General features: G+C 71.0%; 25 protein-coding genes and 2 tRNA genes. 14 read left to right on the top strand and 13 right to left on the bottom strand.

What is annotated here, in order from left to right; genetic code table 11:
• Positions 1-790 precede the first annotated feature (790 nt).
• The 6 genes from ABGB06_RS05980 to rsgA all read left to right on the top strand — a co-directional run bounded on the left by ABGB06_RS05980 (position 791) and on the right by rsgA (position 6,096).
• Entirely contained in the window at positions 791-1,897 is a 1,107-nt protein-coding gene (locus ABGB06_RS05980) for a helix-turn-helix domain-containing protein (protein ID WP_347585967.1), read from the top strand.
• A gap of 123 nt (positions 1,898-2,020) precedes the next feature.
• Positions 2,021-2,617, top strand: a complete 597-nt coding sequence (gene orn, locus ABGB06_RS05975; protein ID WP_347585965.1) for an oligoribonuclease — start codon at positions 2,021-2,023, stop codon at positions 2,615-2,617.
• Positions 2,618-2,698: 81 nt separating this feature from the next.
• Positions 2,699-2,774 (top strand) — tRNA-His (locus ABGB06_RS05970).
• Positions 2,775-2,872: 98 nt separating this feature from the next.
• Positions 2,873-3,595 carry a M50 family metallopeptidase gene (locus tag ABGB06_RS05965; protein ID WP_347585963.1) on the top strand — a complete coding sequence of 241 codons (723 nt, stop codon included), beginning with the start codon at positions 2,873-2,875 and terminating at the stop codon, positions 3,593-3,595.
• 107 nt (positions 3,596-3,702) lie between these two features.
• Positions 3,703-5,058: a 3-phosphoshikimate 1-carboxyvinyltransferase gene (gene aroA, locus ABGB06_RS05960; protein WP_347585961.1), complete on the top strand. Its 1,356-nt coding sequence runs from the start codon at positions 3,703-3,705 to the stop codon at positions 5,056-5,058.
• A gap of 15 nt (positions 5,059-5,073) precedes the next feature.
• Complete coding sequence (gene rsgA, locus ABGB06_RS05955; protein ID WP_347585960.1) at positions 5,074-6,096, top strand: ribosome small subunit-dependent GTPase A; 1,023 nt, start codon at positions 5,074-5,076, stop codon at positions 6,094-6,096.
• Here rsgA and ABGB06_RS05950 read toward each other — a convergent pair.
• Positions 6,045-6,818: a TetR/AcrR family transcriptional regulator gene (locus ABGB06_RS05950; protein WP_347585958.1), complete on the bottom strand. Its 774-nt coding sequence runs from the start codon at positions 6,816-6,818 to the stop codon at positions 6,045-6,047. The genes rsgA and ABGB06_RS05950 overlap by 52 nt on opposite strands.
• Positions 6,819-6,970: 152 nt before the next feature.
• On the opposite strand from ABGB06_RS05950, the gene hisN reads away from it, so the two are divergent.
• A complete protein-coding gene (gene hisN / locus ABGB06_RS05945; protein ID WP_347585956.1) occupies positions 6,971-7,780 on the top strand; it encodes a histidinol-phosphatase in 810 nt (269 codons plus the stop codon).
• A gap of 158 nt (positions 7,781-7,938) precedes the next feature.
• Positions 7,939-8,325 (top strand): CBS domain-containing protein, encoded by a 387-nt coding sequence (locus ABGB06_RS05940; protein WP_347585954.1) that lies wholly within the window; start codon positions 7,939-7,941, stop codon positions 8,323-8,325.
• 101 nt (positions 8,326-8,426) lie between these two features.
• Here ABGB06_RS05940 and ABGB06_RS05935 read toward each other — a convergent pair whose 3' ends face one another.
• Positions 8,427-9,878 (bottom strand): catalase, encoded by a 1,452-nt coding sequence (locus ABGB06_RS05935; protein WP_347586571.1) that lies wholly within the window; start codon positions 9,876-9,878, stop codon positions 8,427-8,429.
• Positions 9,879-10,045: 167 nt separating this feature from the next.
• Between ABGB06_RS05935 and ABGB06_RS05930 the strand changes: the two genes are divergently transcribed.
• The 5 genes from ABGB06_RS05930 to ABGB06_RS05910 all read left to right on the top strand — a co-directional run bounded on the left by ABGB06_RS05930 (position 10,046) and on the right by ABGB06_RS05910 (position 14,435).
• Positions 10,046-10,468 carry a Fur family transcriptional regulator gene (locus ABGB06_RS05930; protein ID WP_347585952.1) on the top strand — a complete coding sequence of 141 codons (423 nt, stop codon included), beginning with the start codon at positions 10,046-10,048 and terminating at the stop codon, positions 10,466-10,468.
• 42 nt (positions 10,469-10,510) lie between these two features.
• A tRNA-Met gene (locus tag ABGB06_RS05925) sits at positions 10,511-10,584 on the top strand.
• A gap of 150 nt (positions 10,585-10,734) precedes the next feature.
• Positions 10,735-11,892, top strand: a complete 1,158-nt coding sequence (locus ABGB06_RS05920; protein WP_347585950.1) for an acyl-CoA dehydrogenase family protein — start codon at positions 10,735-10,737, stop codon at positions 11,890-11,892.
• Between the two features lie 58 nt (positions 11,893-11,950).
• Complete coding sequence (locus tag ABGB06_RS05915; protein ID WP_347585948.1) at positions 11,951-12,847, top strand: acyl-CoA thioesterase II; 897 nt, start codon at positions 11,951-11,953, stop codon at positions 12,845-12,847.
• A gap of 391 nt (positions 12,848-13,238) precedes the next feature.
• Positions 13,239-14,435, top strand: a complete 1,197-nt coding sequence (locus ABGB06_RS05910) for an AAA family ATPase (protein WP_347585946.1) — start codon at positions 13,239-13,241, stop codon at positions 14,433-14,435.
• Positions 14,436-14,679: 244 nt separating this feature from the next.
• Here the strand turns inward: ABGB06_RS05910 and ABGB06_RS05905 are convergent, their stop codons facing one another.
• Positions 14,680-15,384, bottom strand: a complete 705-nt coding sequence (locus ABGB06_RS05905; RefSeq protein WP_347585944.1) for a hypothetical protein — start codon at positions 15,382-15,384, stop codon at positions 14,680-14,682.
• Positions 15,385-15,724: 340 nt separating this feature from the next.
• Here ABGB06_RS05905 and ABGB06_RS05900 point away from each other — a divergent pair, with 340 nt between their 5' ends.
• The gene (locus ABGB06_RS05900) at positions 15,725-16,024 is read left to right on the top strand and encodes a hypothetical protein (protein WP_347585942.1); all 300 of its coding nucleotides are present in this window, start codon (positions 15,725-15,727) and stop codon (positions 16,022-16,024) included.
• Positions 16,025-16,139: 115 nt separating this feature from the next.
• Here ABGB06_RS05900 and ABGB06_RS05895 read toward each other — a convergent pair whose 3' ends face one another.
• The 10 genes from ABGB06_RS05895 to ABGB06_RS05850 form a co-directional block, all read right to left on the bottom strand.
• Complete coding sequence (locus ABGB06_RS05895) at positions 16,140-16,328, bottom strand: helix-turn-helix domain-containing protein (protein ID WP_347585940.1); 189 nt, start codon at positions 16,326-16,328, stop codon at positions 16,140-16,142.
• A gap of 2 nt (positions 16,329-16,330) precedes the next feature.
• Entirely contained in the window at positions 16,331-16,501 is a 171-nt protein-coding gene (locus ABGB06_RS05890) for a hypothetical protein (RefSeq protein WP_347585938.1), read from the bottom strand.
• Positions 16,498-18,354 (bottom strand): ATP-binding protein, encoded by a 1,857-nt coding sequence (locus tag ABGB06_RS05885; RefSeq protein WP_347585936.1) that lies wholly within the window; start codon positions 18,352-18,354, stop codon positions 16,498-16,500. Before ABGB06_RS05885 ends, ABGB06_RS05890 begins: the two co-directional genes overlap by 4 nt.
• Complete coding sequence (locus ABGB06_RS05880) at positions 18,351-19,211, bottom strand: bifunctional DNA primase/polymerase (RefSeq protein WP_347585934.1); 861 nt, start codon at positions 19,209-19,211, stop codon at positions 18,351-18,353. The genes ABGB06_RS05885 and ABGB06_RS05880 overlap by 4 nt, the downstream gene beginning before the upstream one ends.
• A 15-nt stretch (positions 19,212-19,226) precedes the next feature.
• Positions 19,227-19,691 (bottom strand): hypothetical protein, encoded by a 465-nt coding sequence (locus ABGB06_RS05875; RefSeq protein WP_347585932.1) that lies wholly within the window; start codon positions 19,689-19,691, stop codon positions 19,227-19,229.
• Positions 19,692-19,700: 9 nt separating this feature from the next.
• A complete protein-coding gene (locus ABGB06_RS05870; RefSeq protein WP_347585930.1) occupies positions 19,701-20,159 on the bottom strand; it encodes a hypothetical protein in 459 nt (152 codons plus the stop codon).
• A gap of 168 nt (positions 20,160-20,327) precedes the next feature.
• The gene (gene traB, locus ABGB06_RS05865) at positions 20,328-22,340 is read right to left on the bottom strand and encodes a plasmid transfer protein TraB (RefSeq protein ID WP_347585929.1); all 2,013 of its coding nucleotides are present in this window, start codon (positions 22,338-22,340) and stop codon (positions 20,328-20,330) included.
• 50 nt (positions 22,341-22,390) lie between these two features.
• Positions 22,391-23,005 carry a plasmid transfer protein TraA gene (gene traA, locus ABGB06_RS05860; protein ID WP_347585927.1) on the bottom strand — a complete coding sequence of 205 codons (615 nt, stop codon included), beginning with the start codon at positions 23,003-23,005 and terminating at the stop codon, positions 22,391-22,393.
• A complete protein-coding gene (locus ABGB06_RS05855) occupies positions 22,998-24,650 on the bottom strand; it encodes a hypothetical protein (protein WP_347585925.1) in 1,653 nt (550 codons plus the stop codon). The genes traA and ABGB06_RS05855 overlap by 8 nt, the downstream gene beginning before the upstream one ends.
• Complete coding sequence (locus ABGB06_RS05850) at positions 24,647-25,036, bottom strand: hypothetical protein (protein ID WP_347585923.1); 390 nt, start codon at positions 25,034-25,036, stop codon at positions 24,647-24,649. The genes ABGB06_RS05855 and ABGB06_RS05850 overlap by 4 nt, the downstream gene beginning before the upstream one ends.
• Positions 25,037-25,038 lie beyond the last annotated feature (2 nt).

The following is a 25,038-nucleotide window of genomic DNA, read 5'->3' as shown; positions in this document are numbered from 1 at the left end:
AGCCTCAGCGGTGGGTCAGTGGGAAAACCTCGTGAGTGTGCCGGGGGGACGGAGGGGGGACGTGGAGAAACCGGATGCCAAGCATCCAGCGCCGTTCATCCGGCTGTTTCACCCGTTCCACCTCCAGGGTACGGCGTCGGCTGCGGGTCCATCCCTCGTAGCCCAGAGATTGTGCGGATACCCTCCGTGCAACCCCTGAAACTCGTGACCGAGCAGCATGCCGTAGTGCACCGCGCGGCGCAATGCTTTCGGACACTTTCCGATATGCCCGGTGCCGGAGCGTGACGGCGGGATACCGCGCTGCGTTCCCGTCGGCCTCGGGCCTGGGCGGAGTCCCGCCCGGAAGCCCGGTGGATGGAGGCATGAGGGGCGCACGGGGCGCACGGGGAGCGCGGGATGTGGCACAGAGGGTGGTGGGCGAGCGATCCTGGGCATCTGATGGGTAGTATTTTCAGCCAACTTCCTCACAGCCGCCACAGGTTGCTCATAGGGCACACCAACACCTTTGACATACCTGGAAGAAGGCGGGATGCCGGGCCACCGCCCGGCGTCGAGGACGTCGGCAACCCCGCCGATGACCTGCACCGGAGGTAGGCGCACTTCCCCCAACTGCTCCCACGTGTAACGCTTCCTGATCGAATGCTTCGCGCCACGCTGTCATGTCGATTTAGCGCCGAGTGATGAACTTGTCCCGCCGACCTCATCCGACACAGTAGATTCGATCTTGGCAATCACGTCGGGGGAAACGTGCAGGACCGAGAGGATGCGACGACCGAGGGAACTGAGGAGCATGAGCCAGGACCCAACGCACGGCCCCGAGCCCGCCGTCAAGCTCGCCGCCCGGCGCCGCCGCGAAATCGTCGCGGTGCTGCTGTTCAGCGGCAGCCCCATGTTCGAAAGCTCCATCCCGCTGTCCGTCTTCGGCGTCGACCGCCAGGATGCGGGCGTCCCGCGCTACCGGCTGCTCGCCTGCGCGGGGGAGGAGGGGCCGCTGCGCACCACCGGCGGTCTGGAGTTGCGCGCACCGTACGGGCTGGGGGCGGTCTCCCGAGCCGGGACCGTGATCGTCCCGGCCTGGCGGTCCATCACCGGACCGCCGCCCGCCGCTGCGCTGGCCGCGCTGCGTCGGGCACACACCGAAGGGGCGCGGATCATCGGCCTCAACACCGGGGCGTTCGCGCTGGGCGCCGCCGGGCTGCTGGACGGCCGCCCGGCCACCACCCACTGGATGTACGCCCCCACGTTGGCCAAGCGCTACCCGTCGGTGCACGTGGATCCGAGGGAGCTGTTCGTCGACGACGGCGACATCCTCACCTCGGCCGGCACCGCCGCCGGCATCGACCTGTGCCTGCACATCGTGCGCATGGACCACGGTCCGGAGGCCGCCGCGGCGCTGGCCCGGCGGCTGGTGCTGCCGCCCCGCCGGGGCAACGGCACGGAGGCCGGCCACGGCCGGCACCTCGACAGGTCTTTACCAGAGGACATCGGGGCCGACCCGCTCGCCGAGGTCGTGGCCTGGGCGTTGGAGCACCTGCACGAGCAGTTCGACGTGGAGGCGCTGGCCGCGCGCGCCTACATGAGCAGGCGCACCTTCGACCGGCGCTTCCGTGCTCTCACTGGGAGCGCTCCCCTGCAGTGGTTGATCACCCAGCGGGTGCTCCAGGCGCAGCGGCTGCTGGAGGTCTCCGACTACTCCGTGGACGAGGTGGCGGGCCGGTGCGGTTTCCGTTCGCCGGTGGCGCTGCGCGGGCATTTCCGCCGCCAGCTCGGCGCCTCGCCGGCGGCGTACCGCGCCGCCTACCGGGCGCGCCAGCAGGATCCGGCCAGCCGCGCCAAGCCGGTCAACGACGGCTACTCTCCGCGCCTGCCCGGCCAGCGGACCCGTCCGGGGCAGTGAGCCGCGGTGGGGGGACGTGGGGGGCCGGGGGGCGCGGGGCGGGAGGAGCCGGTGACGGCCGGGTGGGGCTCGGGCACGGTGCGCGATCGATGCGTGTCACAGCGGCGACGTAAGGTTGTTCGCATGAACGATCGCATGGTGTGGATCGACTGCGAGATGACCGGCCTCTCGCTGACCGACGACGCGCTCATCGAGGTGGCGGCTCTCGTCACCGACTCCGAGCTGAACGTGCTCGGTGAGGGCGTGGACATCGTCATCCGACCCCCGGAGGCCGCGTTGGAGTCGATGCCCGAGGTGGTGCGCGCCATGCACACCGCCTCCGGGCTGCTGTCGGAGCTGCCGGACGGCGTGACGATGGAGGAGGCGGAGCGGCGGGTCCTGGACTACGTCAGGGAGCAGGTGCCCGAGCCCGGCAAGTCCCCGCTGTGTGGGAACTCGATCGGCACCGACCGCGGCTTCCTGGCCCGGGACATGCCCCGTCTCGAGTCGCATCTGCACTACCGGGTGATCGACGTCTCCTCGGTGAAGGAGCTGGCCCGCCGCTGGTACCCCCGGGTGTACTTCAACAGTCCGGAGAAGAACGGCAACCACCGGGCGCTCGCGGACATCAAGGAGTCCATCGCCGAACTGCGGTACTACCGCGAGGCGATCTTCGTTCCGCGCCCGGGGCCCGACTCGGAGGCGGCCCGCCGCATCGCCGCCCACCACGTGGTCTCCTGACCCGCCGGCCGCGTCGAAACCCCGGCGCTGGCACCCCCTTCGACCATGTACCATCAGTACGGCCGGCCGAAGCCGGTCATGGTGGGTGTAGCTCAGTTGGTAGAGCACCTGGTTGTGGTCCAGGTGGCCGCGGGTTCGAGTCCCGTCACTCACCCCAGATCCCCTTCGTGGGTCCCGGCGGTGTTCGTAGGTTCCGTGGGTTCGTAGGATCGTCGTTCGCCACCAGTGCGCGCCGACCCCCGGGAGACGTGACGAATGGACATCGTGGACGCCGCCACTCTCGGCGAGCTGTGGGACCGCGTCACGGGCACCCAGCCCGAGCCCGACCGCTGGTTGGTCCTGGTGACCCTCGGCGTGGCCCTGGCCGCCGTCACCCCGTACGGCGTGTGGCGCCTGGCGCGGAACACCATCACCATCGCGCACGAGGGCGGGCACGGGCTGATGGCACTGCTCAGCGGCCGCACCCTGGAGGGCATACGCCTGCACTCCGACACCTCGGGTCTGACCGTCTCCCGGGGCAAGCCGACCGGCTTCGGCATGATCCTCACCGCCGCCGCCGGCTACACCGCGCCCTCGCTGCTCGGCCTCGGCGGCGCCGCGCTGCTGGCCGCCGGGCACATCACCGCCCTGCTGTGGGGCGCCATCGCGCTGCTGCTGGCGTTGCTGGTGATGGTCCGCAACGCGTACGGGATGCTCACCGTGCTGCTGACCGGCGCCGCGTTCTTCCTGGTGAGCTGGCTGACCGAGCCGGAGGTGCAGGCCGCGTTCGGCTACGTGGTCGTGTGGTTCCTGCTGCTCGGCGGCGTCCGGCCGGTCTTCGAACTGCAGGCCAAGCGGCGCCGGGGCGCGGCCAGGGACTCCGACGCCGACCAGCTGTCCCGGCTCACCCGCGTGCCCGCCCTGGTCTGGCTGCTCTTCTTCCACGCCGTCGCGCTCACCTCGCTCGTCGGCGGCGGGCGCTGGCTCCTCGACGCCTGACCCGCCCGTCCCCGCCCGTCCCCGTCCGCCGCCCGGGCCCGCCCGGGTCGCCGACGACCGGCCGGGAAGCGCCAGCCGGGCGGGTGTGGCCCACTACAGTGAGTGCCATGACGGAGCCCCGCCACCCTTCCGCCCTCTGGCCCGCGCCGCTCGCTTCCGGCGGAGTGGACGCGACCGTGACCGTGCCCGGATCCAAGTCGGTCACCAACCGCGCCCTGATCCTGGCCTCGCTCGCCGCCGACCCCGGCTGGCTGCGTCGCCCGCTGCGCTCCCGGGACAGCGTGCTGATGGCCGACGCGCTGCGCGCCCTCGGCATCGGCATCGAGGAGATGGCGTCCTCGTCCTCCGCGGTGTCCGGGCTCCCCGAGGGTCGCGGCGAGTCCTGGCGGGTCATCCCCGGCACGCCCCAGGCGCCCGCCTCGGTGCATGTGGGCAACGCCGGGACCGTGATGCGTTTCCTGCCGCCGCTGGCCACCCTCGCCGAGGGCCCGGTCCGGTTCGACGGCGACCCACGGGCCCGGCAGCGCCCGGTGGGCGCGCTGCTGGACGCGCTGCGTCACCTCGGCGCCCGGATCGACGACGACGGTCACGGCTGCCTGCCCGCCACCGTGCACGGCATCGGCTCGCTGGACGGGGGTTCGGTGTCGGTGGACGCGTCGTCGTCCTCGCAGTTCATCAGCGCCCTGCTGCTCTCCGCCCCCCGTTTCAACCAGGGCGTCGAGGTGCGGCACGTCGGGGCCACGCTGCCCTCGCTGCCGCATATCCGGATGACCGTGGACATGCTGCGGAAGGCCGGGGCCCAGGTGGACACCCCCGACTCCGGCGGCGAGCCCGGCGTCTGGCGGGTCACGCCCGGCGCGCTGCGCGGCCGCGACCTGGTGATCGAGCCCGACCTGTCCAACGCCCAGCCCTTCCTGGCCGCCGCGCTGGTCACCGGCGGGCGCGTCACCATCCCCGACTGGCCCGTCGCCACCACCCAGCCGGGGGACGCGTTGCGGCGGATCCTCACCGAGATGGGCGGCGACTGCACGCTCGACGAGCGGGGCCTGACCCTCACCGGCAGCGGCCGGGTCCACGGCATCGACGCCGACCTGAGCGAGGTCGGCGAGCTGACCCCGGGCATCGCGGCGGTGGCCGCGCTGGCCGACGGCGAGTCCGTGCTGCGCGGCGTCGCGCATCTGCGGATGCACGAGACCGACCGGCTGGCGGCGTTGACCAAGGAGATCAACGCGCTGGGCGGCGACGTCACGGAGACCGCGGACGGCCTGCGGATCCGCCCCCGGCAGCTGCACGGCGGCGTCTTCCACACCTACGAGGACCACCGGCTGGCCACCGCCGGCGCGGTGCTCGGCCTGGTCGTCAAGGACGTCGAGGTCGAGGACATCGCGACCACCGGCAAGACGATGCCGGACTTCCCCGAGATGTGGCACGAGATGCTGGGCGGCTCGGGAGCGAGAGTCTAGGCCGGCGGCCCCGCCATGCGCCGGTACGGCAAACACACCGACGAGGATGACGTCCGGGTGCGCCCGCGTGGCGGCAGCCGGCCGCGCACGCACCGCCGCCCGGCCCACGAGGACGCGGCCGAGGGGTTCGTGACGACGGTCGACCGGGGGCGGGTCACCTGCCTCGTCGAGGGCCGCCGCGTGGTGGCGATGAAGGCCAGGGAGCTGGGCCGCAAGAGCGTCGCGGTCGGCGACCGGGTGGCCGTGGTCGGGGACCTCTCCGGCGGCCGGGACACCCTCGCGCGCATCGTGCGGGTCGAGGAGCGGTCCTCGGTGCTGCGCCGCACCGCCGACGACTCCGACCCGTTCGAGCGGGTGGTGGTGGCCAACGCCGACCAGCTGGCCATCGTCACGGCGCTGGCCGACCCCGAGCCCCGGCCGCGGCTGATCGACCGGTGCCTGGTCGCCGCGTACGACGCGGGCCTCGAGCCGCTGCTCATCCTCACCAAGGCCGATCTGGCGCCGGCCGAGCCGCTGCTGCGCACCTACGCCCCGCTGGGCGTCCGGCACGTGGTGACCAGCGCGGAGAACTTCGCCGACGCCGAGGGCGCCGCCGAGGGCGCGGCCGTGGCCGCGGCCAGGGAGCTGCTGGCGGGGCGGACCACGGCGTTCGTCGGGCACAGCGGGGTCGGCAAGACCACCCTGGTGAACGCGCTCGTGCCGGGCCGCGAGCGGGCCACCGGCGCGGTCAACGCGGTCACCGGCCGGGGCCGGCACACCACGGTCTCGGCGCTCGCGCTGCCGCTGCCCGACGGCTCGGGATGGGTCATCGACACCCCGGGCGTGCGGTCCTTCGGACTGCACCACATCGACCCGTCGCGGGTCATCTACGCCTTCCCCGACCTGGAGCCGGGCACGGCCGGATGCCCGCGGGCGTGCAGCCACGACGAACCGGACTGCGCGCTGGACGCCTGGGTGGCCGAGGGCCACGCCGAGCCGGCGCGGCTCTACTCGCTGCGCCGGCTGCTGGCCACCCGGGAGCGCCGGGAGGGCGACTGACCGTCCCCCAGGCCCTGGGGGCCTGGGCGGTGCCCCCAGGCGCCGACCGGCGGGTGCACGAACCGCGCGGGCCGGTGCGGCGGCAGGTATCCGGGCGCCGGGCCGGCGTCGGCACCGGGGGCGGGCGCCACGATGTGCGACAGCGCCAGCCGGATCGCCGTCTCGCAGCGCCGGGCCAGCTCCGCCTCCGCCAGCTGGCCGTCCACCCCGGGGGCCGCACGGGCGCCGTCCGGGCCGGCCGCCCCGGCGTGGCCGTCCGCGCCGCCGGGTTCCGCCGCGGGCGTGCCGCGGAGCACCCGCAGCGCGCGCTCCCGCAGCTCGACCACGAGCCGCCCGGGCTCCCCGTCGCAGGGCGGCAGGTCCGGGGTGTGGCAGCCGGTGAGCGTGGCGCGCACCAGGCGGTCGCGGCGGGCGGCCTGCGGCAGCCAGTCGGCCATCCAGTCGGCGGCCCCGGACAGCAGGGCCTCGGGGGAGGCCCGGGTGGCATCGGCCGGCGAGCCGGTGAGCCCGCGCAGCCCGGTGACGAACCCGTCCAGGAACCCGGCGACCTGATGGCCCACCAGGGCGACGCCGAGCCCGGCCTTGTCGCCGAACTCGTTGTAGAGCGTCTGCCGGGACACCCCGGCCGCGGCGGCGACCTCTACCATCCTCACCACTGGCCACGGGCGCCGCTCCACGGCGTCCCTGGCCGCCTCCAGCAGTGATTCACGCGCGGTGGGCATCGTTGCCTCCTCGCCTCCAGGTACGGCTCTGCCTGGTGCCGGACAGGATTGACGCGGTACGAGGGGGTGTCAAGACGCCCTGCGCGCCCTGGCTCAGCCCGGCACGGGAGTGCCTGCTGGCTGGGGTGCCGGGGCGCGGATACTGTTTCGGCATGCCCGATTACCACGATGATCTGCGTCTGGCCCACGTGCTGGCGGACGCCGCGGACGCGGCGACCATGGCACGGTTCAAGGCGCTCGATCTGAAGATCGAGACCAAGCCGGACATGACGCCGGTCAGCGAGGCGGACAGGGCCGCCGAGGAGCTGATCAGATCGTCGTTGCAGCGCGCCCGCCCACGCGACGCGGTGCTGGGGGAGGAGTTCGGCAGCGAGGGCCAGGGGCCGCGCCGCTGGGTCATCGACCCGATCGACGGCACCAAGAACTACGTCCGCGGCGTGCCGGTCTGGGCCACGCTGATCGCCCTGGTGGAGCGCGGCGCGGGCGGCGACCAGCCGGTGGTCGGGGTGGTGTCCGCGCCCGCGCTGAACCGCCGCTGGTGGGCGGCGCTGGGCGGCGGCGCCTACACCGGGCGGAGCCTGCACTCGGCCAGCCGGTTGCAGGTGTCGCGGGTGGCGCGCCTCGCGGACGCCTCGTTCTCGTACTCCTCGCTCTCCGGCTGGGAGGAACTGGGGCTGCTCGGCGGGCTGCTGGACCTCAGCCGGGCCTGCTGGCGCACCCGCGCCTACGGCGACTTCTGGTCATACATGATGGTGGCCGAGGGCGCGGTGGACATCTGCGCCGAGCCCGAGCTGTCGCTGTGGGACATGGCGGCGCCGGCCATCGTGGTCGCGGAGGCGGGCGGCCGGTTCACGGGCCTCGACGGGCGGGACGGGCCGCACGGCGCGAACGCCGCGGCGTCCAACGGGCTGCTCCACGACGCGCTGCTGGACTATCTGGGCACCGCGGACCGCATGGCCTGATCGGCCTTCCCCTCGTACCGCGGCCGGATTGCCCACGTCGGCCCTCTTGTTGCGTGGGTCCTCTCATGTGAGCATGTAGCTCCCCCCGCTTGTGCCCTTGTGAAAACTCTCTCAAGCATCGGAGAGTTTCCCGGCACGGATCAGGAGGTGAACGGTCCATGCTCGTGCGAGACGCGATGAGCACCATCGTCCTCACCATCGGCCCCGACCACACGCTCCGCCAGGCCGCCCGGCTGATGTCAGCCCGCCGGGTCGGCGCGGCGGTCGTCCTCGACCCCGAGACCAGCGGAGTCGGCATCCTCACCGAACGCGACGTGCTGACCTCCCTGGGACTCGGCCAGGACCCCGACCACGAGCGGGCGTCCGCTCACACCACGACCGACGTCGTCTTCGCCGCGCCACAGTGGACGCTGGCCGACGCCGCCCACGCGATGACCCGGGGCGGCTTCCGGCACCTGATCGTGCTCGACGAACAGGAGCCGGTCGGCATCGTCTCGGTGCGGGACATCATCAGCTGCTGGACCCCGGTGCTGAGCGGCGTCTGACGGCGCCGTCCGAGCGGCGTACGACCCCGTGACAGGCCGGGGCGGCCGGAGCCTCCCAGTGGCGTCCGGCCGCCCCGGTGGGTACGGCGAAGCGGTCGTCCTCAGCCGCGGAGGGCCTGGACCGCGGCCTGCAGCCGCTTGCCGTAGTCCTCGTCCGCCCTGCGGAAGTTCTCGATCGCGCGCTCCGCGATGTCCTCGCGGGAGACCTGGGCGAGGGAGCCCGCCAGGTTGGCGATGAGGCGTTCCTGCTCGTCGGCGGACATCAGTCGGTACAGGTTGCCGGCCTGCACGAAGTCGTCGTCCTCGGTGTGCACCGGCGCCGGGTGGTCACCGGTCTGGCCGCTGACGGCCACGGAGTCCCACAGCGGGCGGTCCGTCTGGGCCGGGCCGTCGAAGCTGTTGGGCTCGTAGTTCTTCGCGCGCCCGTGCCGCCCGTCGTAGGCGTAGCCGTCCCGGCCGTAGGTGCGCGCCTCGGTGGCGTGCGGGCGGTTGACCGGCAGGTGGTCGGCGTTGATGCCGACGCGGTACCGGTGCGCGTCGCCGTAGGCGAACAGCCGGCCCTGCAGCATCTTGTCGGGCGACGGGCCGATCCCGGGCACGAAGTGGTGCGGCGAGAAGATGGACTGCTCGACCTCGGCGAAGATGTTCTCCGGGTTGCGGTTGAGCTCCATCCGGCCGACCTCGATCAGCGGGTAGTCCGCGTGCGGCCAGATCTTGGTCAGGTCGAACGGGTTGAAGCGGTACGTCGCCGCCTCCGCGACCGGCATGACCTGCACGTACACCGTCCAGGACGGGTACTCGCCGCGCTCGATGGCGGTGCGCAGGTCGCGCTGGTGGCTGTCCGGGTCCCTGCCCGCCAGGACCTCGGCCTCCTCGGTGGTGAGGCTCTTGATGCCCTGGTCGGTCGTGAAGTGGTACTTGACCCAGAAGGACTCGCCCGCCTCGTTCGTCCACTGGAAGGTGTGCGAGCCGAAGCCGTGCATGTGCCGGTACGAGGCCGGGATGCCCCGGTCACCGTGCAGCCAGGTCACCTGGTGGGTCGACTCCGGGCTCAGACCCCAGAAGTCCCAGACGTTGTCCGCCTCCTGGGAGCCGGTGTACGGGTCGCGCTTCTGGGTGTGGATGAAGTCGGGGAACTTGATGGCGTCCTTGATGAAGAACACCGGGGTGTTGTTGCCGACCAGATCGTAGTTGCCGTCTTCGGTGTAGAACTTCACCGCGAAGCCGCGCGGGTCGCGCACCGCGTCGGCCGCGCCGAGGTTGCCGGCGACCGTGGAGAAGCGGACGAAGACCTCGGTCTGCTTGCTGACCTCGGACAGGAACTTCGCCCTGGTGTACTGGGAGACGTCAGCCGTGACGGTGAAGGTGCCGTAGGCTCCGGCGCCCCGGGCGTGCACGATCCGCTCGGGAATCCGCTCACGGTTGAAGTGGGCCAGCTTCTCGATGAGCAGCTGGTCCTGGATGAGGACGGGCCCGCCCACGCCCGCGGTCTGACTGTTCTGGTTGTCAGCGACCGGGGCACCGGCCTCGGTGGTGAGGGGTCCTGCTGCGATCTGGTCGGTCATCTACCTTCTATGCCTTTCGGCTCGCTTTTGGTACAGGTCCCGGCCTTGGCCGGTCGCCTGAAGCGATCCTATATTGGACTCAATCTAAGTCAAGACGTGGACTGAAGTTGCACGGGATCGGTCCATGCGGGCGGGCGAACGTTAAGGTGGATGACATGACCGATCTGCTCCAGCGACTCAGGGACCGAGGCTGGCGGCTGACCGCGCAGCGGCGCGTCATCGCCGAGGTGCTGGACGGCGAGCATGTGCATTTCACGGCCGAGGAGGTGCACGCCAGGGCCGTCCGGCGGCTGCCGGAGATCTCGCGTGCCTCGGTTTATAACACGCTCGGTGAGCTCGTCGCGCTCGGAGAGGTCCTGGAGGTCACCACGGACGGCCGGGCCAAGCGGTACGACCCGAACGCCCACCAGCCGCACCAGCATCTGGTGTGCTCCGGCTGCGGCACGATCCGCGACGTCCGCCTCGTCGGCGATCCGATGGGAGCGCTCCCGGAGGCCGAGCGCTTCGGCTTCACCGTCTCGGAGGTGGCGGTGACCTACTACGGCCGTTGCCCCGAATGTGCCACGGCGGGCCGCTGATTTGCACCAACGGCTTGTGGCGGTCTACAGTTGAGACATCGCCGCGGGGTGGAGCAGCTCGGTAGCTCGCTGGGCTCATAACCCAGAGGTCGCAGGTTCAAATCCTGTCCCCGCTACTGATGACCGAGGCCCGGATCCGATCGGATCCGGGCCTCGGTGTTGTGTGCGTGCCCCTGTGAGTCCGCCGGCCTGTTGTGGCACCGGGTACCGATGGGTAGCTTGACACTGAGCAAGCGCTTAGACACCCACCACCCCTGGGAGGCACCGTGCGCCGCACCGTCTACAACGAGGACCACGAGGCCTTCCGGCGGATGCTCCGCGAGTTCATCGCGGAGGAGGTCGTGCCCGTCTACCCGGAGTGGGAGGCGCAGGGGCACGTGCCGCGGGACTTCTACAAGCGGCTCGGGGCACTCGGCGTCTTCGGCATGGAGGTGCCCGAGGAGTACGGCGGCGCGGGGGAGACCAGCTTCAAGTTCCACGCCGTGATCACCGAGGAGCTCAACCGCGCCGGGGTGAGCTTCGGCGGCTCCTCCGTGCACGCCGCGCTGTGCCTGCCGTACCTCCTCAGGTACGGCACCGAGGAGCAGAAGCGCCGCTGGCTGCCGCCGTTCGTCACCGGTGAACTGATGACCGCCATCGCCATGACCGAGCCCGGCACCGGCTCCGACCTGGCCGGCATGACCACCACGGCCCGGCTCTCCGCCGACGGCTCGCACTACGTGCTGAACGGCGCGAAGACGTTCATCACCGGCGGCGTCCAGGCCGACCGGGTCCTCGTCTGCGCCCGCACCGCCCCGGCGGGTCCGGAGGACCGGCGCGGCGGCATCACCATCCTGGTGGTGGACACGAAGAGCCCGGGCTACGCGGTCGGCCGCAACCTGGAGAAGCTCGGGCTGCTCACCTCCGACACCGCCGAGCTGTCCTTCACCGACGTCCGGGTGCCGGTCGAGGACCGGCTCGGCGAGGAGGGCAGGGCGTTCGAGTACCTCACCCACAACCTGCCGCAGGAGCGGCTCAGCATCGCGCTCTACGCCTACGCCCAGTCCGCCGCGGCCGTCCGTTTCGCCCACGCCTACGTGCAGGAGCGCACCATCTTCGGCAAGCCGGTGGCCGGCTTCCAGAACACGAAGTTCGTGCTGGCCGACTGCCAGGCGGAGGTGACCGCCATGGAGGCGCTCGTCGACCGCGCGCTGGACGCGCACGACGCCGGCGAGCTGTCCGCCGCGGACGCGGCCACGGTCAAGCTGTTCACCACCGAACGGGCCGCCACGGTGGTCGACCGCTGCCTGCAACTGCACGGCGGCTACGGCTACATGCGCGAGTACCCGATCTCCCGGCTGTACGCCGACACCCGGGTCACCCGGATCTACGGCGGCACCAGCGAGGTGATGCGCACCATCATCGCCAAGTCGATGGGCCTCTGACGGCCCTGGTCGCCGGGGCCGGCGGGCGGCGCGCGGGCCCTTCGAGGACAATCATCAGATGGACGCTACTGACCGGTATCTGCTCGACGTGCTGAACCTCGAACGGATCGAGGAGGACATCTTCCGCGGTTCCAGCCACTCCTGGGTGGCGCCGCGGGTCTTCGGCGGGCAGGTCGCCGCGCAGGCGCTGGTCGCCGCCTGGCGCACCGTTCCCGAGGACCGGCAGCCGCACTCGTTGCACTCCTACTTCCTGCGGGCCGGTGACCCGGGCGCGCCGATCGTCTACACCGTGGACCGGATCCGCGACGGCCACTCGTTCACCACCCGGCGGGCGGTCGCCGTCCAGCACGGGCAGGCGATCTTCCACCTCTCGGCCTCGTTCCAGCGCCCGGAGGAGGGCCTCGAACACCAGGAGCCGATGCCCGCGGCCCCTGACCCGGAGACCCTCCCGGACGCGGACGCCATGCTGCCGCGGTACCGCGACCTCTTCGTGGACCCGCGCGTCGTGGACCTGCTGCTCCAGGCCCGCCGGTCGATCGACCTGCGCTACGTCGCCGAGCCGCCGTTCGCCACCGCGGGCAAGCCGCGCGAGCCGCGCAGCCAGGTGTGGTTCCGGTACACCGGCAAGCTGTCCAGCGACGACGACAACCCGGTGGTGCACACCTGCCTCGGCACGTACGTCTCCGACATGACGCTGCTCGACTCGATCCTCCTCGCCCACGGCCGCGGCGGCTGGATGACCGGCGACATCGTGGGCGCCAGCCTCGACCATGCCATGTGGTTCCACCGCCCGTTCCGGGTCGACGAGTGGCTGCTCTACGACACGTCCTCGCCCGTCTCCCGCGGCGGCCGGGGCCTGGCCCACGGCCGGATCTTCACCCGCGACGGCGCGTTGGCGGTGTCGGTGGTCCAGGAGGGCCTGATGCGGGTGCCGCGGGGTGAGCAGGGGGGATAGCCGGCAACGCTGTTCGTCGACGAGCACCGAGTGGTGTCTCCGCCGGATCGATGTCCCCTTTGCTAGGGAGGGGACCATGCGTCGACGACCATCGAATATGTGTCTCGTTCCGTCTCGTTGCCGCTGGCCACGAACCACCGTTCTTGTGCCGATCGTGTGCCGGCGACAGGACACTCTCCCTGCGGACTGCTGCGGAGAAGGCCGACGATTCGCCCGGGGCCATATGACTGAGGCCAGCAACCCGGCTTGGTCATACAGCGGCGAGGGGTCAGAACTGCCCGAGTGTCGGTGAGCGTCTGACCCGTGCGGGACGATGACAGGACGCCACCCCAAACCTACTTCACTGGTGCGCGGTAGGATACCGCGATCACGGCTACGTGCGGGAGACAAAATGACCGACGACTTCAGCTTCAATAACATCACACAAGCCCTAGATGCCGTGAATGCTGTATTCGTTCCATCGGCCCCAGTCTCCGATCAAGAGTTGCTGGCAGGGCGCACGGAGCAGCTATTCAGGTTGATCGAGATGACGAGAACCGCAGGTGCTCATGCAGCCATTTACGGTGAGCGTGGAGTTGGCAAGACGAGTGTGGCATCAGTTTTCGAGCTGATGATTCACGGTGAATTCTTCGCCACTCGCATGAATTGCTCTGCGGAAGATGACTTCGCTAGCCTGTGGCTTTCTATGGCTGACTTCATCTCAGAAGAAGCAGGGGTTTCTGGAGCATTCAATCCCTCAGAGATTGAGCAGGCAAGGGAGGCTCTTGCCTATTCTCAGACAGCGAACGATATTGCACGCTTCCTCAAGCGTCTATCCGAGAAAAAGTCACTAGTTCTTCTCTTCGATGAGTTTGACGTCGTAGGAGATTCTCGCATCAGCGAACAGTTCGCTAATCTCATGAAGGCGCTTTCGGATTTGCGTATCCAGGCGCATATCGTAGTCATCGGCGTTGCCGAGGATATTGATGCCCTTCTCGAGGGTCACGCTTCAGTGGCGCGAGGTTTGCAGCAAGTTAAGATGCCTCGTCTCTCGGATGACGAGCTAAGAGATATTATCATTCGGGGAAGTCGTAAGCTAAATCTTTCCTTCGATGAGGAATTGATTGAAAAGATCGTCGCACTTTCACAAGGTTTGCCGCACTACACGCATCTACTTGCTCAGCAGGCTGCGTCCTCGGCAGTGATCGCGCGCAAGGACAGCGTAGGGTCAGAGCTGTGGGGAACCACTCTGTCTGCGGCGCTGCAAAGAGCGCAGCAGCAGATCGTGGACCTTTATCAAAGTGCGACAGTCTCGGCAAAGAAGGCAATGTTTGGCGATATTCTTGTCGCGTGCGCCCTGGCAAAGAAGGATAAGCAGGGTTTTTTCCGTCCGACAGATCTCGTTGAGCCGCTAAGTCGAGTACTTGATAGGCGTGTCGGAATTCCTGGCTTCATTAAGTCTTTGGCGCTCTTGGCTGATCCCGAAAGGGGTCCGGCATTGGAGACGCGTGTTTTCGCCGACAAGCGTCCGAGGTACCGATTCGCTAATCCGCTACTGCAACCGTACGCTCTTATTGCTGCCGAAGAGCAGGGAAAAATTCATCTTTGATGCCGTCTCCTTGAAAATTTTGATGGAGCTGAAGCGAAGAGTCACGGCGAGTCGCCTGGTGAGATCAAGAATTATCGGATAAGCGCTTCGTCTGTCGCTCTGCTGTCTATAATTTCGAAGTGCTCGGCGTTCGATATCGCAGAAGTTGGGTACAGCAATCTCATTGACTGCAACCCGGTTATTGCTGGCCCTTGAAGCTAACCTTATCGGTTATCCCGCAGTTGGCGGCGAGGGTATTGCCGGGTCACAAAACGCCCGGGTCGGCACCGAGGGCGGCGATGATGCGTTGGGTGGCGGCGGCTTGTTCGCCGTGGATGCAGCGGGCGTAGGTCTGGAGGAGGACGGGGACGGAGTTGCCGGCGCGGCGGGCTACTTCGGCAGGTGGGACGCCGGCGTTGAGCCAGGTGGACAGGGCCGCGTGGCGCAGGTCGTAGGGCCGACGGGCGAGCGGGGAGGCCGCCAGCGCGGGAGGCAGGGCGAGTTCGCGGGCCTTGTGCCAGACGTTGAGGTAGCGGGTGGAGTCCAGGATCTCGCCGCGTGGGCTGCGGAAGAGACGGCCGTCGTCGGCGGTGCCGAAGTCCTTCAGGTAGCGCTGGAGGATGCGCACCAGCTCGGGTGGGATCGGGACGTCGCGCACGTCGTCCTGGGCGCGATGCTTGAGGCCGCGCTCGTCGTGCTTGGAGCCGGTGTCGGTCCACTCCCGGCCGGCGCGGGTTGCGGCGCCGCTCAGCCACAACGTGCCAGGGCCGTCGCTCGGGAGGACGCAGTCGGCCAGGCGCAGGCGCACGGCTTCCTCGGGACGGAGCGCGGCGAAGTACAGGCAGGCGAAGAAGGGCATCAGGAGCCGGCCGCGGTTGTGAGCCCAGTCGCCGACGTAGGTCGTAGCGATGAGGATTTCTCGGGCCTGGCGAGGGCTGACCACGATTCTGGGGTCCACTTCGCGTGTCACGGCCGGGGCCCGCATGGTGAGTCGGGCCATGGGATTCTCGGGGAGCACGCCGCGTTCCACACCGTAGGCCAGGAGGTGATGGAGAACTGCGCGGTGGCGCTGTGCGGATGTGGGCTTCGCCGGTTGGCCGTTGAGCTTCAGGGAGAGCTGGTGGAGCACGTGACGGAGGAGGTCCAAGTCCCGGAGGTCTTCCAGAGGGCGGGAGCGGGTGGCCACCCATTCCAGCAGTGCCGCCGTTGCTGGTGGAGGTTCCTGCCGCGACGTGGCTGGCCGGAAGGACCAGAGGCGTAGGGCGGTTCGTAGTTCGCGCTCGGGGGGAATTCCGCGGTCGTCCGCGAGCATGAGCAGCGAAACCCTGGCGAGTGTGGAGGCGGTGTTGCGTCGGGAGTTTCCTGCGGAGGCCGGCCACATCATCGTGGCGTATTGGCGGGCGAACGTCAGCCAGGTGACCGGCTTCGGCTTCGGGCGCATCGAGGACGGAAAACCGTCCTCGTCGGAGAACTGCTCGCCGTTCCGAGCCGCCGACATGAGGTTGTTCCGGAAGTGCTCAGCCAGCGCAGCGGTGACGAACGACCGCGTGAACGGCTTGCTGCCAACCGCCCAGCGCACCTGGTACGGGCTCTTTCGGCCCTCGCGGTAGGCGGTCTTCCGGAAGTGCACGTTGTGCACGCGCAAGAGGTGCTTCTCCTCTGTCGGATGGGTTCGGGATGGGTGGGCCCGTTGGAGTGCGGGCCCACCCGGGCGAGTTAGCGGCGTCAGGAGCCGAGTTCGTCCATCCACTGCTTGAGGTCGGCGCGGCGCACGCGGATCTGGCCGTTGGGGAGGCGCTTGTACTTCGGCCCGCGGCCGGTCGCGCGCCAGCGGTAGAACGTGGAGCGGGGGACGCCACCGAGTTCCCGGAGGACCTGGCGGGTGCTGAGCCATTCGTCGGCGGACTGGTTCACGGTCACTTCTCCTTGCTCGAGCTGGGCGGGGCGACGGTGAGGTAGAGGCGGACCAGGCGGCTCGGGGGACGGTCCGGGTAGGGACGGCTGACGTCCAGGAGCTCGAGGTGCTGGGCGAGGTGGTCGGCGGTGCGGCGGCACTCGTCCTCGGTGCCGTGGAGGCGGATCTTCATCGGGTGTCGGCCCCTTCCGGTGGGTCGCAGGCGGGGTGGGTGGTGTCTCCCTGGGCGATGAGGAAGGCCGGGAGCGGGAGGCGGCACGCGGCGCAGCGGGTCGTGGGATCGGTGAGTAGCTGCGTTTCAGCACCCGGAGCGCCCGCAGCACCCGGTGAGGGGTGTTCAGCCTGCTCAGAGGGGGTGTCGGCTCCGGGTGCTGGGAGCGACGTAGCGCCCGGTGCGGTGCCCGTAGCGCCCGGAAGGGTGGGCGTGCGGGTGCTGCGGGCGCCCTCGCGGGTGCTGGCGGCTTCGTCAGCACCCGGTCGTTCGTGCTGGTCAGGAGCGGTTCCGGGTGCTGCGGGCGCTCCGGGTGCTGAAATGCGCCTACTCACCGATGCCGTGAGCTTGTAGAGCCGGGAGCGGTTGCCATCGGGCTGGCGTCGGCTGTCGTCCAGGTGGACGCCGATGGTGCGCAGGGCCGGTGCGAGGCGCTTGAGTTGGCCGCCGGCGCGGGTGGCGTCCTTGGGCCACTTCTTCGGCAGCTTCTCGGGCGCCTGGACGGCCTCCAGGACCTCCCCGGCGGTCATCTCGATGCCGTCGGAGTCGGCGCCGTCGACGAGGGCGACGACGGCCTGGGCGAAGGGCTCGCCGTCCAGCACGTCTGCGACGGCGTCTTCGGCGGTGGCCTTGTAGCTGGCCTGAGTGCGCCAGCCGGTGACGTGGTCGACGGCGGCCAGGACGCGGGCGAAGTCGGCCATGCGGGGCCGCTCAGTGAGTTCGACGTCGGGCAGCGCCTTGAGCACGGCGGCCAGGAGGTCGAAGAGCGAGGCGAGGATGGCTGGGTGGGCGTCGCGGTAGACGGCGTCCAGGTCGGCTTCCTCGCGGCGTTGGTCGTCGGGGATGAGCTGCAGCTCGATGGTCAGCATCCGCTCGGCCAGGTCGCCAGCGAGCGCGCCGGCGTCGATCGTCGTCATGGCCAGCACCCGGCGGTACTCCAGGACCACCACGTCGTCGTCGGTGAACAGCGCGCGGTCGATGACGCCGGCGCCGGTGACGGCCTGGCACAGCGCGTCGGAGAGCCAGTCCGCGATGTGCGAGACGTTGTCCAGGCACAGCGCCCAGGAGTTGAACGCCTGCACCGACCAGGACTTCATGTCCCTGGGCGAGGTCCGCTTGGGCGCTCCGGACGGGTCGACGAGGCCGATGACCATGGCGGCGCCCTTGGACTTGCCGGTGCCCTGCTCGCCGCGGAAGGTCAGGATGGGGTGCGGCAGGTCCGGGATGAACGCGGCGATGAGCCAGGCGACCAGGAGGTGGAAGCCCTCGTCGGTGGTGTTGAGCAGGCCGCGCAGCGCGGCCAGGCCGTCGCCGTCGCGGATGGGTTCGGGGAGCGGCTTCATCGCCCCGGAGCGGCGGAAGATGACCGGGGAGCATCCCTCTCGGCGCCAGCCGTTCGGGCCGACCATGACGCAACGGCCGTCCGGGGTGCCGAGGTCGATGACGATCTCGTCCTTGTGGCGGGCCACGCGGAGCTGGGGTGTGGCCGGTTCAGCCGTGGCGGCGATTCCCTCGAGGACGGTGACGGCGTCGGTGAGCGCGGACTGGCCAGGGACGGTGCCGCCGTGGGCGTCGGTGTAGATGCGGGCGAGCTGGGAGCGTAGGCCGGCCTTGCCGCGCAGCGGGAGCGCGACGTTCGGGCCGGCCTTTGGCACGCCGTACGGGCGGCCGTCGTCCGACATGAACAGCTCGTAGCGCTCCCGGGCCAGGGCGACGAGCTGGGACGCCTGCGAGGGACCCTTCTTGTCGGGGTCGACGCCGTTGGCGACCAGGAGCTCGCGAGCCTGGTCGGTGGTGTCGGCGTGCGCGCTCATCGGCCGCTCCCGCTGCTACGGCGGCGGGCCGAGGAGGCGAGGGTGGCGCGGATCTCCGCATCGGGCAGGCCGACGTGTGAGGCGGCGTCGGCCAGCGCGGCGACGAGCTGGCGGCCGTCGTCCGCCTCGTGGGCGCGGCAGGCCGCCCAGTAGAGCCGGGAATTGCGTTCGCCGGCCCGGGCCTCCAGGACGAAGCGCACGAGGGCGACGGCGCGTTGGCCGCTCGGGAAGGCGGCCGCGGGAGCCGGCGGTGCGGGAACGGGCGGCGGGGTGGCGAGGGAGAGCAGGCCGGCCGGGGCGGCGCCGATCCAGTGGCGTTCGGTGCCGGCGGTGAGCGTGTAGCGGCCTCGGGTAGTCACCGAGCCGGGGCCGACCAGGTAGCCGCCGGAACCGCGCACGTCGACGCCCGGCGCCAGACGGCCGGCGGAGTTCGGCACGGGGACGTCGGCGGGGCCGGACAACCACAGGTGTCGGCCGCCGGTCGGGGTGGTGATGGTGACCGTGGGAGGCAGGGCGAAGCCGTGTTCGGCCGCCAGGCGCTCGATGGCGGCGATGCCGTCGACGCCGTTCTTCACGTCCAGGTCCAGGCCGATGAGGTGATGCGGCGGCCGGCCGCAGGCGATGCCGTAGCCGGTGGCCCACGGTGCGGCGGCGAACAGCGCCCGGACGCGGTCGGGGTCGGCAGTGGCGTCGTGGACGCCGTGCCCCAGTCGCCCGCACTCGCCGCGGCAGCGACGGCTCGCGGACTGCTCGCCGTGCGGTGAACGGACGGCGGGCAGCTTGGTGCGGGAGAGCGGGATAACCGCCAGACCGCGTGCGGCGGCGGCCAGAGCGGGCGCCAGTGGGTCAACGTGCACGGTGGGCGACCCCTTTCACAGGTTGGTGGTGGACTTGCCGAACCACTTGTTGTGGTGGGTGATGTGGTAGGTGTCGCCGCCGCCGCGACCGGGCCGCTTGGGCATGCGGAGGGCGATGACCAGCAAGGCGAGAGCGAGCAGCGCGCCCGTGCCCACGCCGGCGAGGGCGTTGAGGAGCTGGCCGGCTCCCCAGCCGACGCCGGCCGCGCACACGCCGCCGGCGGCGACGAGTTGGGCTCGCGGGTCGATCAGCGGTCGGGGCGAGAGGTCGCGGGGCGGGGTGCGCTCGGGGAGCGACGGCGCGAGGTCGCGGGCGATGGGCACCATGCCGCGGCCGTACGCGTCGGGGACCCAGACGACGCCGCGCTCGGAGGCCGGGACGACGGCGGCCGGGGTGAGCGGCTGGTCGGGCTGGGGCGGGTCGTCGCCGCGCCGGGCCGGCGGGAAGGGCTGGGGAGGATCGAACTCGCGTTCGCGCATCGTGGGCTCCTATCGGGTGCGTGCGGCGGGGAGGCCGGGGCGGACGGCCCACGCAGGCCGGGGGACGAGGCGGAAGACGCCCGGTCGCCAGGTCTCGCGCAGCCGGCCGGCGTCGACGAGGCCGGCGAGGTGTCCGGCCAACTCGGACTTGGTGCGGCCGGCGCGGGCGGCGACGTCCAGGAGGTCGCGGGCCCGGACGCGGGTCCGGCCGGCTGCGGCCTGTTCGGTGAGCCAGCCGTCGACGTGGTCGGCGAGGGTGGCGGGGGTGCGGGCGACGTCCTCGCGCAGCAGAGCCAGAACGCGGTCGGCACCGGCGTCGTCGAGGTCGATCGTGGCCACGTGCGACCAGCGGTCGGGCTGGCGGACGTCGACGCGTACGGCTGGCGGCGTCGTGGTGCGGCGTAAGACGGCCCAGGTGCGCAGGGCGGCGGCGACCACGCGCGCCCGGCGGGATCGGTCCCGGCTCATGCGGGCTCCTCAGGTGTCAGCGGGGAGGTGTCAGTGGGCTGTCAGCGGCCGGCCGGCCGCGTGATGCCTAGAGGTGGCGGCGGGTGTCAGCTCGCTGACACCCGGCCCTGACACCGCCTGACACCCGAGGGGAGATGTCAGGCGGCGTCATCGCAGGCCGGGCCGGCGTCAGGCGTCGGCCGGCTCGGGGTAGAGCAGGCGGTAGACGCCTGGCTCGTCCGTCTCGGCCAGGTGCAGGCCGACCTCGGCGAGCTCGGCCAGCCGCGGGCTGAGCCAGGCTCGGGAGCGGTTGAGTCGGCCGGCCTTGCCCCAGAAGGGGGCGAAGTCCTTCGGCCCGAGGCTCTCCCGGTCCTGCGCGCGGAACTCGTCGAGGAGCACGAGGAGTTCGGCTTCGGCCTCGCTGGTGCTCAGCTCCGGGAACTCCTGGTCGTCGTCGACCGGCGGCGCGAAGCGCCACAGCTGGTCGGCCGGAACGGCGGGAATCTCCCGGTCGGGGTCGACCTCGAGGTCCGGGGTGCCATCGTCGTCCAGGCCGGCGATATCCATCGCCTCCCGGGCGACCAGTTGCTCCATCACCGCGTCGCGCTCCACGTCCTGGTCCTCCTCGGCGGACACGACGACGGCCTCGTGCGGGCTGGCCAGAGGCTCGGAGTACCGGGTGCGGTTGGCGTACGCCTCGCCGGCCGCGGTGGTGGTGATGCGGTCGGCCGGCGGCCGGGGCGCGATCGCCAGGGCACCGCCGATGGCGTCGTCGTCGGCCCGGTAGGTGCGCAGCGGTGTGGTGTACCGGTCCTCGTCGACGCCGGGGGCGACCAGGTAGGCGTAACCGGGTCGGCGGTTCTCCCACGCCTCCGGGCGGGCGCCGGCGTCGCGGACGTCCTCCGGCAGGGCCATGTCGGCGGTCGTGGCACCCTTCACGCCGAAGCAGATGACGCCACCGAGCTGCTCGCGCACGTCGGTCGGCATCGAGGTCGACGACGGTCGCTGGAGGCTGACGATGACGGAGATGCCGGCCGACCGGGCCTCCATCACCAGCCCTTCCATCTCGGCACCCTCACGGAAGAACTTCGCGGCCTCTTCGATCCAGACGACCATGTAGGGCATGCCGAGCCGGATGAAGGCCTCAGCGGTCCAGTTCTTGAAGCCGTTTCGGCCCAACGCGTCGGCCCGGGCGGTGATGACACGGGACAGGACAGCGATCATGGCCTCGCCGCCGGCGAGAGACATCTCGCACCAGTCCAGGTAGGGCAGGAACGGGCCGAACGTCTGCTGACCCTTGGACGGGTCGGTCGCCCACACGATGACGTCGCGCCGGGTGAGGACCTCGGTGATGCCGACGCTGACGCCGGCGCTCTTGCCCGAGCCGTTCATCCCGGCCGTCAGGAAGTGCGTCGCGTTGCGGCCGGATTCCTCGTCGGCCGGGAACCAGAGCACGGCGTCGGCGCCGTCCTCGTAGCGGCCGATGACAACGGGCTCCGTGATCGAGCCGCCCATCGAGGACGGCCCGGGCCAGTCGGTCGGTTGCCTGAGCATGTCCTGCGGCACGATGACCAGGTCGCCGCGGTCGGCTCGGTCGGGGTCCGGCAGGATGCGGATGCTGGTGGGGGAGACGCCCAGTTCGCCCGCGATGTGCTTGATGCGGTTGCCCAACTCGTCGGTGGTGATGTCGCCGCCGGCGAGCTGAAGCGGGGCGACGACCTTGTTCGGCTCGACTTCCGGCTTCTTGCGCAGCTTCGCGCGGGCCTCGCCGATCGCCTTGACCAGCACGCCCGTTTCGCTTGCGGTCTTCTCGCCGCCCTGCTTCGCGGCATCGGGGTCCGCTCGGAGGGCCTGCCGGATGTTCCAGGAGCCGGCGGCCACGGTGCCGCCCATGATGAGCGTGGACAGCAGCCCCGGTGTCAGTGGATCGGTGACCGTGGCCACGACCAGATAGCCGCTGCCGGCAGCGGTCGAGGCGGTGGCGTGCATGCGGCGGGCGATCCGGGTGCCGCTGCCGGCCCACCAGGTGGCCGCCGTGAGCACGCCGGCGGCCACCGTCAGGCCCACGGCCGCTGGGGGAGAGTCTCCCCAGGCCGCGTGCGCGGCCAGGGAGGCGGGGAGTTCGGCCGCGACCGCCAGCCACGGCCGCGTGCGGGGGTGCTTGGCGGCCTTCCAGAGGTCGCCCTTGAGGCTGTCAGCCACGGTGCCACTCCAGGTGTCAGAAGGGATATCGATGCAGGGCAGGAGCGGCGTCAGCCCCAGGTGAACGGCGCCCGCGGCTGTTGCTGGGCACGGCCCTTGCCGACCTTCCGCAGCTCGGACTCGTACTCGCGCTCGAAGGCGGCGTAGAGGGCGGCGGCGCGGCGAGCGATCAACTTCTCGGCCGCGGCGATGAGCTTCAGGTGTCGACTCACCCGGCGGGCCCGTGCCCGCGAGCCGGCCCGGGACCCGGTGCTGTCAGGGATGTGCCGCAGCACCGCCTGGAGCTGCTCGGCGTCCATCGAGCGCTCCGTCGCCCGGGTCCGGGCCTCCCGCCGCACGTGCTCGGAGAAGGCGCGGATGTCCTCGTTGCTCATGAAGTCTGAGCCGGGAGTGCCCTGCTGTCCCTGCGCGACGGCCGCGACGACCTGAGCGCCCCCGCCGCTGGCGGACTTGCCGATGTGCACGTGAATGGACTTGTTCCTGTTCACCGTGCGGTTGGTCGTGCGGTGGCTGGTGCGCTGCTTCTTCAGCGCCGCCGCCATCGCCGCGCGCCGCGCCGCCGCGCGCTCACTGCGCGGCGTCTTCGACTTCCGATCCTGCCGAGGATGTTCCGGTGCGGACGCGGACTCGCGGGAGGGAAAGCTGCGGACGTTGCTGTCAGACACGGGCGGTCTCCTTCGGCTCGGAGGTCGGCTCGCTCGCGTGTGCGGCGAGCTGGGCGCTGCGGGCGGTGCGGAAGTCCTTGAGCCAGTTGCGGGCGTTGCCCGGGTCGATGCCGAAGCGGTCGGCGAGCTGGGCGGCGCTGGGCTCCTGCTCGCCGTGCGAGGCGCTGAGGGTGGCCAGGTAGAGCTGCCAGCCGGCCTGCTTGCTCTCCGAGCGCCACACCGGATCGACCGGGCCGTCGCCCGGGTGAAGTTCGGCCAGGTCGTGACAGATCCGGTCGCGCAACATGCGGGCCTCGGCCGCCTGTGTCCTGGCCTCCTGCGCGGCTTGGGCGGTGCGCTGAACCTCGTCGCGGACCTGTTGCAGCTCGGCGTTGAGAGCGGCCAACACCTCGCGACGCGCGGCCAGCCCGCGGTCGGCATCGAGCCGCGCGGCCTCGTTGGACTCCCGCGCGCTGTCCGCTTCGCGTCGCGCAGCTTCCGCGCGCTGCCGCGCGTCCTGGGCATCCCGCCCCGCGCGGTCGGTCTGCTCGATGAGGTCCTGCCGCGCGGCAGTCGCTCGCTCGATCTCGGCTTGCACATCTGCCAGTTCGTCGACGGCGCGGCGCCGCGCGTTCTCCGCTTCCTGCCGCGCGGCTTCCGCGCGTTCCCGCGCGGCCTCGGCTTCGGCCACGTGCGCCGCGCCCTCGATCCGCGCGGCGGACCCGATGAGGTTCAGGTCCTCCAGGAGGGCGAGTACACCGGGAGCGTCGGTGAAGTCGAGCCGTGCGATGTCGTCGGCGCGGGTGAGCGCGGCCAGACGGCGGGCGAACGCCAACGCCTGAGCGGTGTTGGTGGCGATGTCCGCGCGGTCGATCGCCTTCTGCGCAGTCGCGCGTAGGTTGCCGATCCGCTTCTGTGCCTTCCGCAGGCTGCGCGGCCGGCCACCGGCCAAGGTCTCTCGAGGCTCCAGCGCGAGGCGCAGCTCGTAACAGCGGCGCGCGGCACGCTGGACGCGGGCCGCCTGGCTGATGGCGCCGTGGGAGGTGCTGGCGTTCAGCCCCAGGGCGGCGAACAGGGCCGCCCAGGCATGCTGCCACAGCAATGCCACGAGCCGGACCGGGCCGGGGCGGGCCTCGCCCTCGTCGTCGTGGTGCCGCGCCACGGTGCCCTGGAGCTTGGCGCGCAGCTGCAGCTCGATGAGCCAGGCCGCAAGCATCGGGATGGCCGCCAGCACCGGGCGAGACCACCAGTTCGGGGCGTGGACGGCGTTCATCGCCGCGGAGAATCCGACGAGGGTCCACGCGGTGCGGTGGATCAGCCGCAGCTCCCGTGTCCAGCCCACCGCTGGATCTGCCGTGCGGTACAGCATGGCCAGCAGCACCAGTTCAGCCGCGTCGAACGTCGCGATGAACCCGACGCGCAGCACCAGCGGCAGCTCCGCCGTGTCGGTGGCGAAGCCCCAGAGCCCGTGCACGCTGACGGCCACGCCACCCAGCGCGACGAGGGCCTGCGGACCGATCCCGCTCAGCCAGCCGGTGCGCTCGCCCGAACGTCGGCGGGCGACGACGAGGACGACGACCAGGAGCAGCACGCCGACGCCGATCCCCACGGACTGGGCCATCGGCGACCAGGCCGTTAACTGCGGCGTCTCGGTCAACCAGTTCACGACCGGTCACCCTCTTCCCGGGCGGCCTGGTAGCCGATGCGGCCGAGGGCCTGGTGCGCGCCGTCCAGCGCCCGCCGGAGCAACTGGGCGGCGCGGAAGGCATCGGCCGTCGACTGCTCGAAGGACGCCAGCTCGATGCCGAGCCGGCTCGGGTTGCCGGAGTCGTGCCGCAGCCGGCCCTCGTCCTGCAGGACGTCGATGAACAGGGCGAGCTGGCCGATCGCCTGCGGCAGCCGGCCGGCCATGGCGACAAGCTCGCCGAAGGTCGCGTAGACGTCGCCGGGATAGCGCAGGCAGGCGTTCGGCGTCGCCCGCGTGGCGTGGTTCAACGCCCGGATCGCCTCGGCGGCCTGTTCGGCGAGCTGGGGAGCGGTGCGTTTCGTCATGG

The sequence above is a fragment of the Streptomyces sp. B6B3 genome (assembly GCF_039871525.1).
Taxonomy (GTDB): domain Bacteria; phylum Actinomycetota; class Actinomycetes; order Streptomycetales; family Streptomycetaceae; genus Streptomyces.
This window is presented reverse-complemented; position numbering and strand designations above follow the sequence as displayed.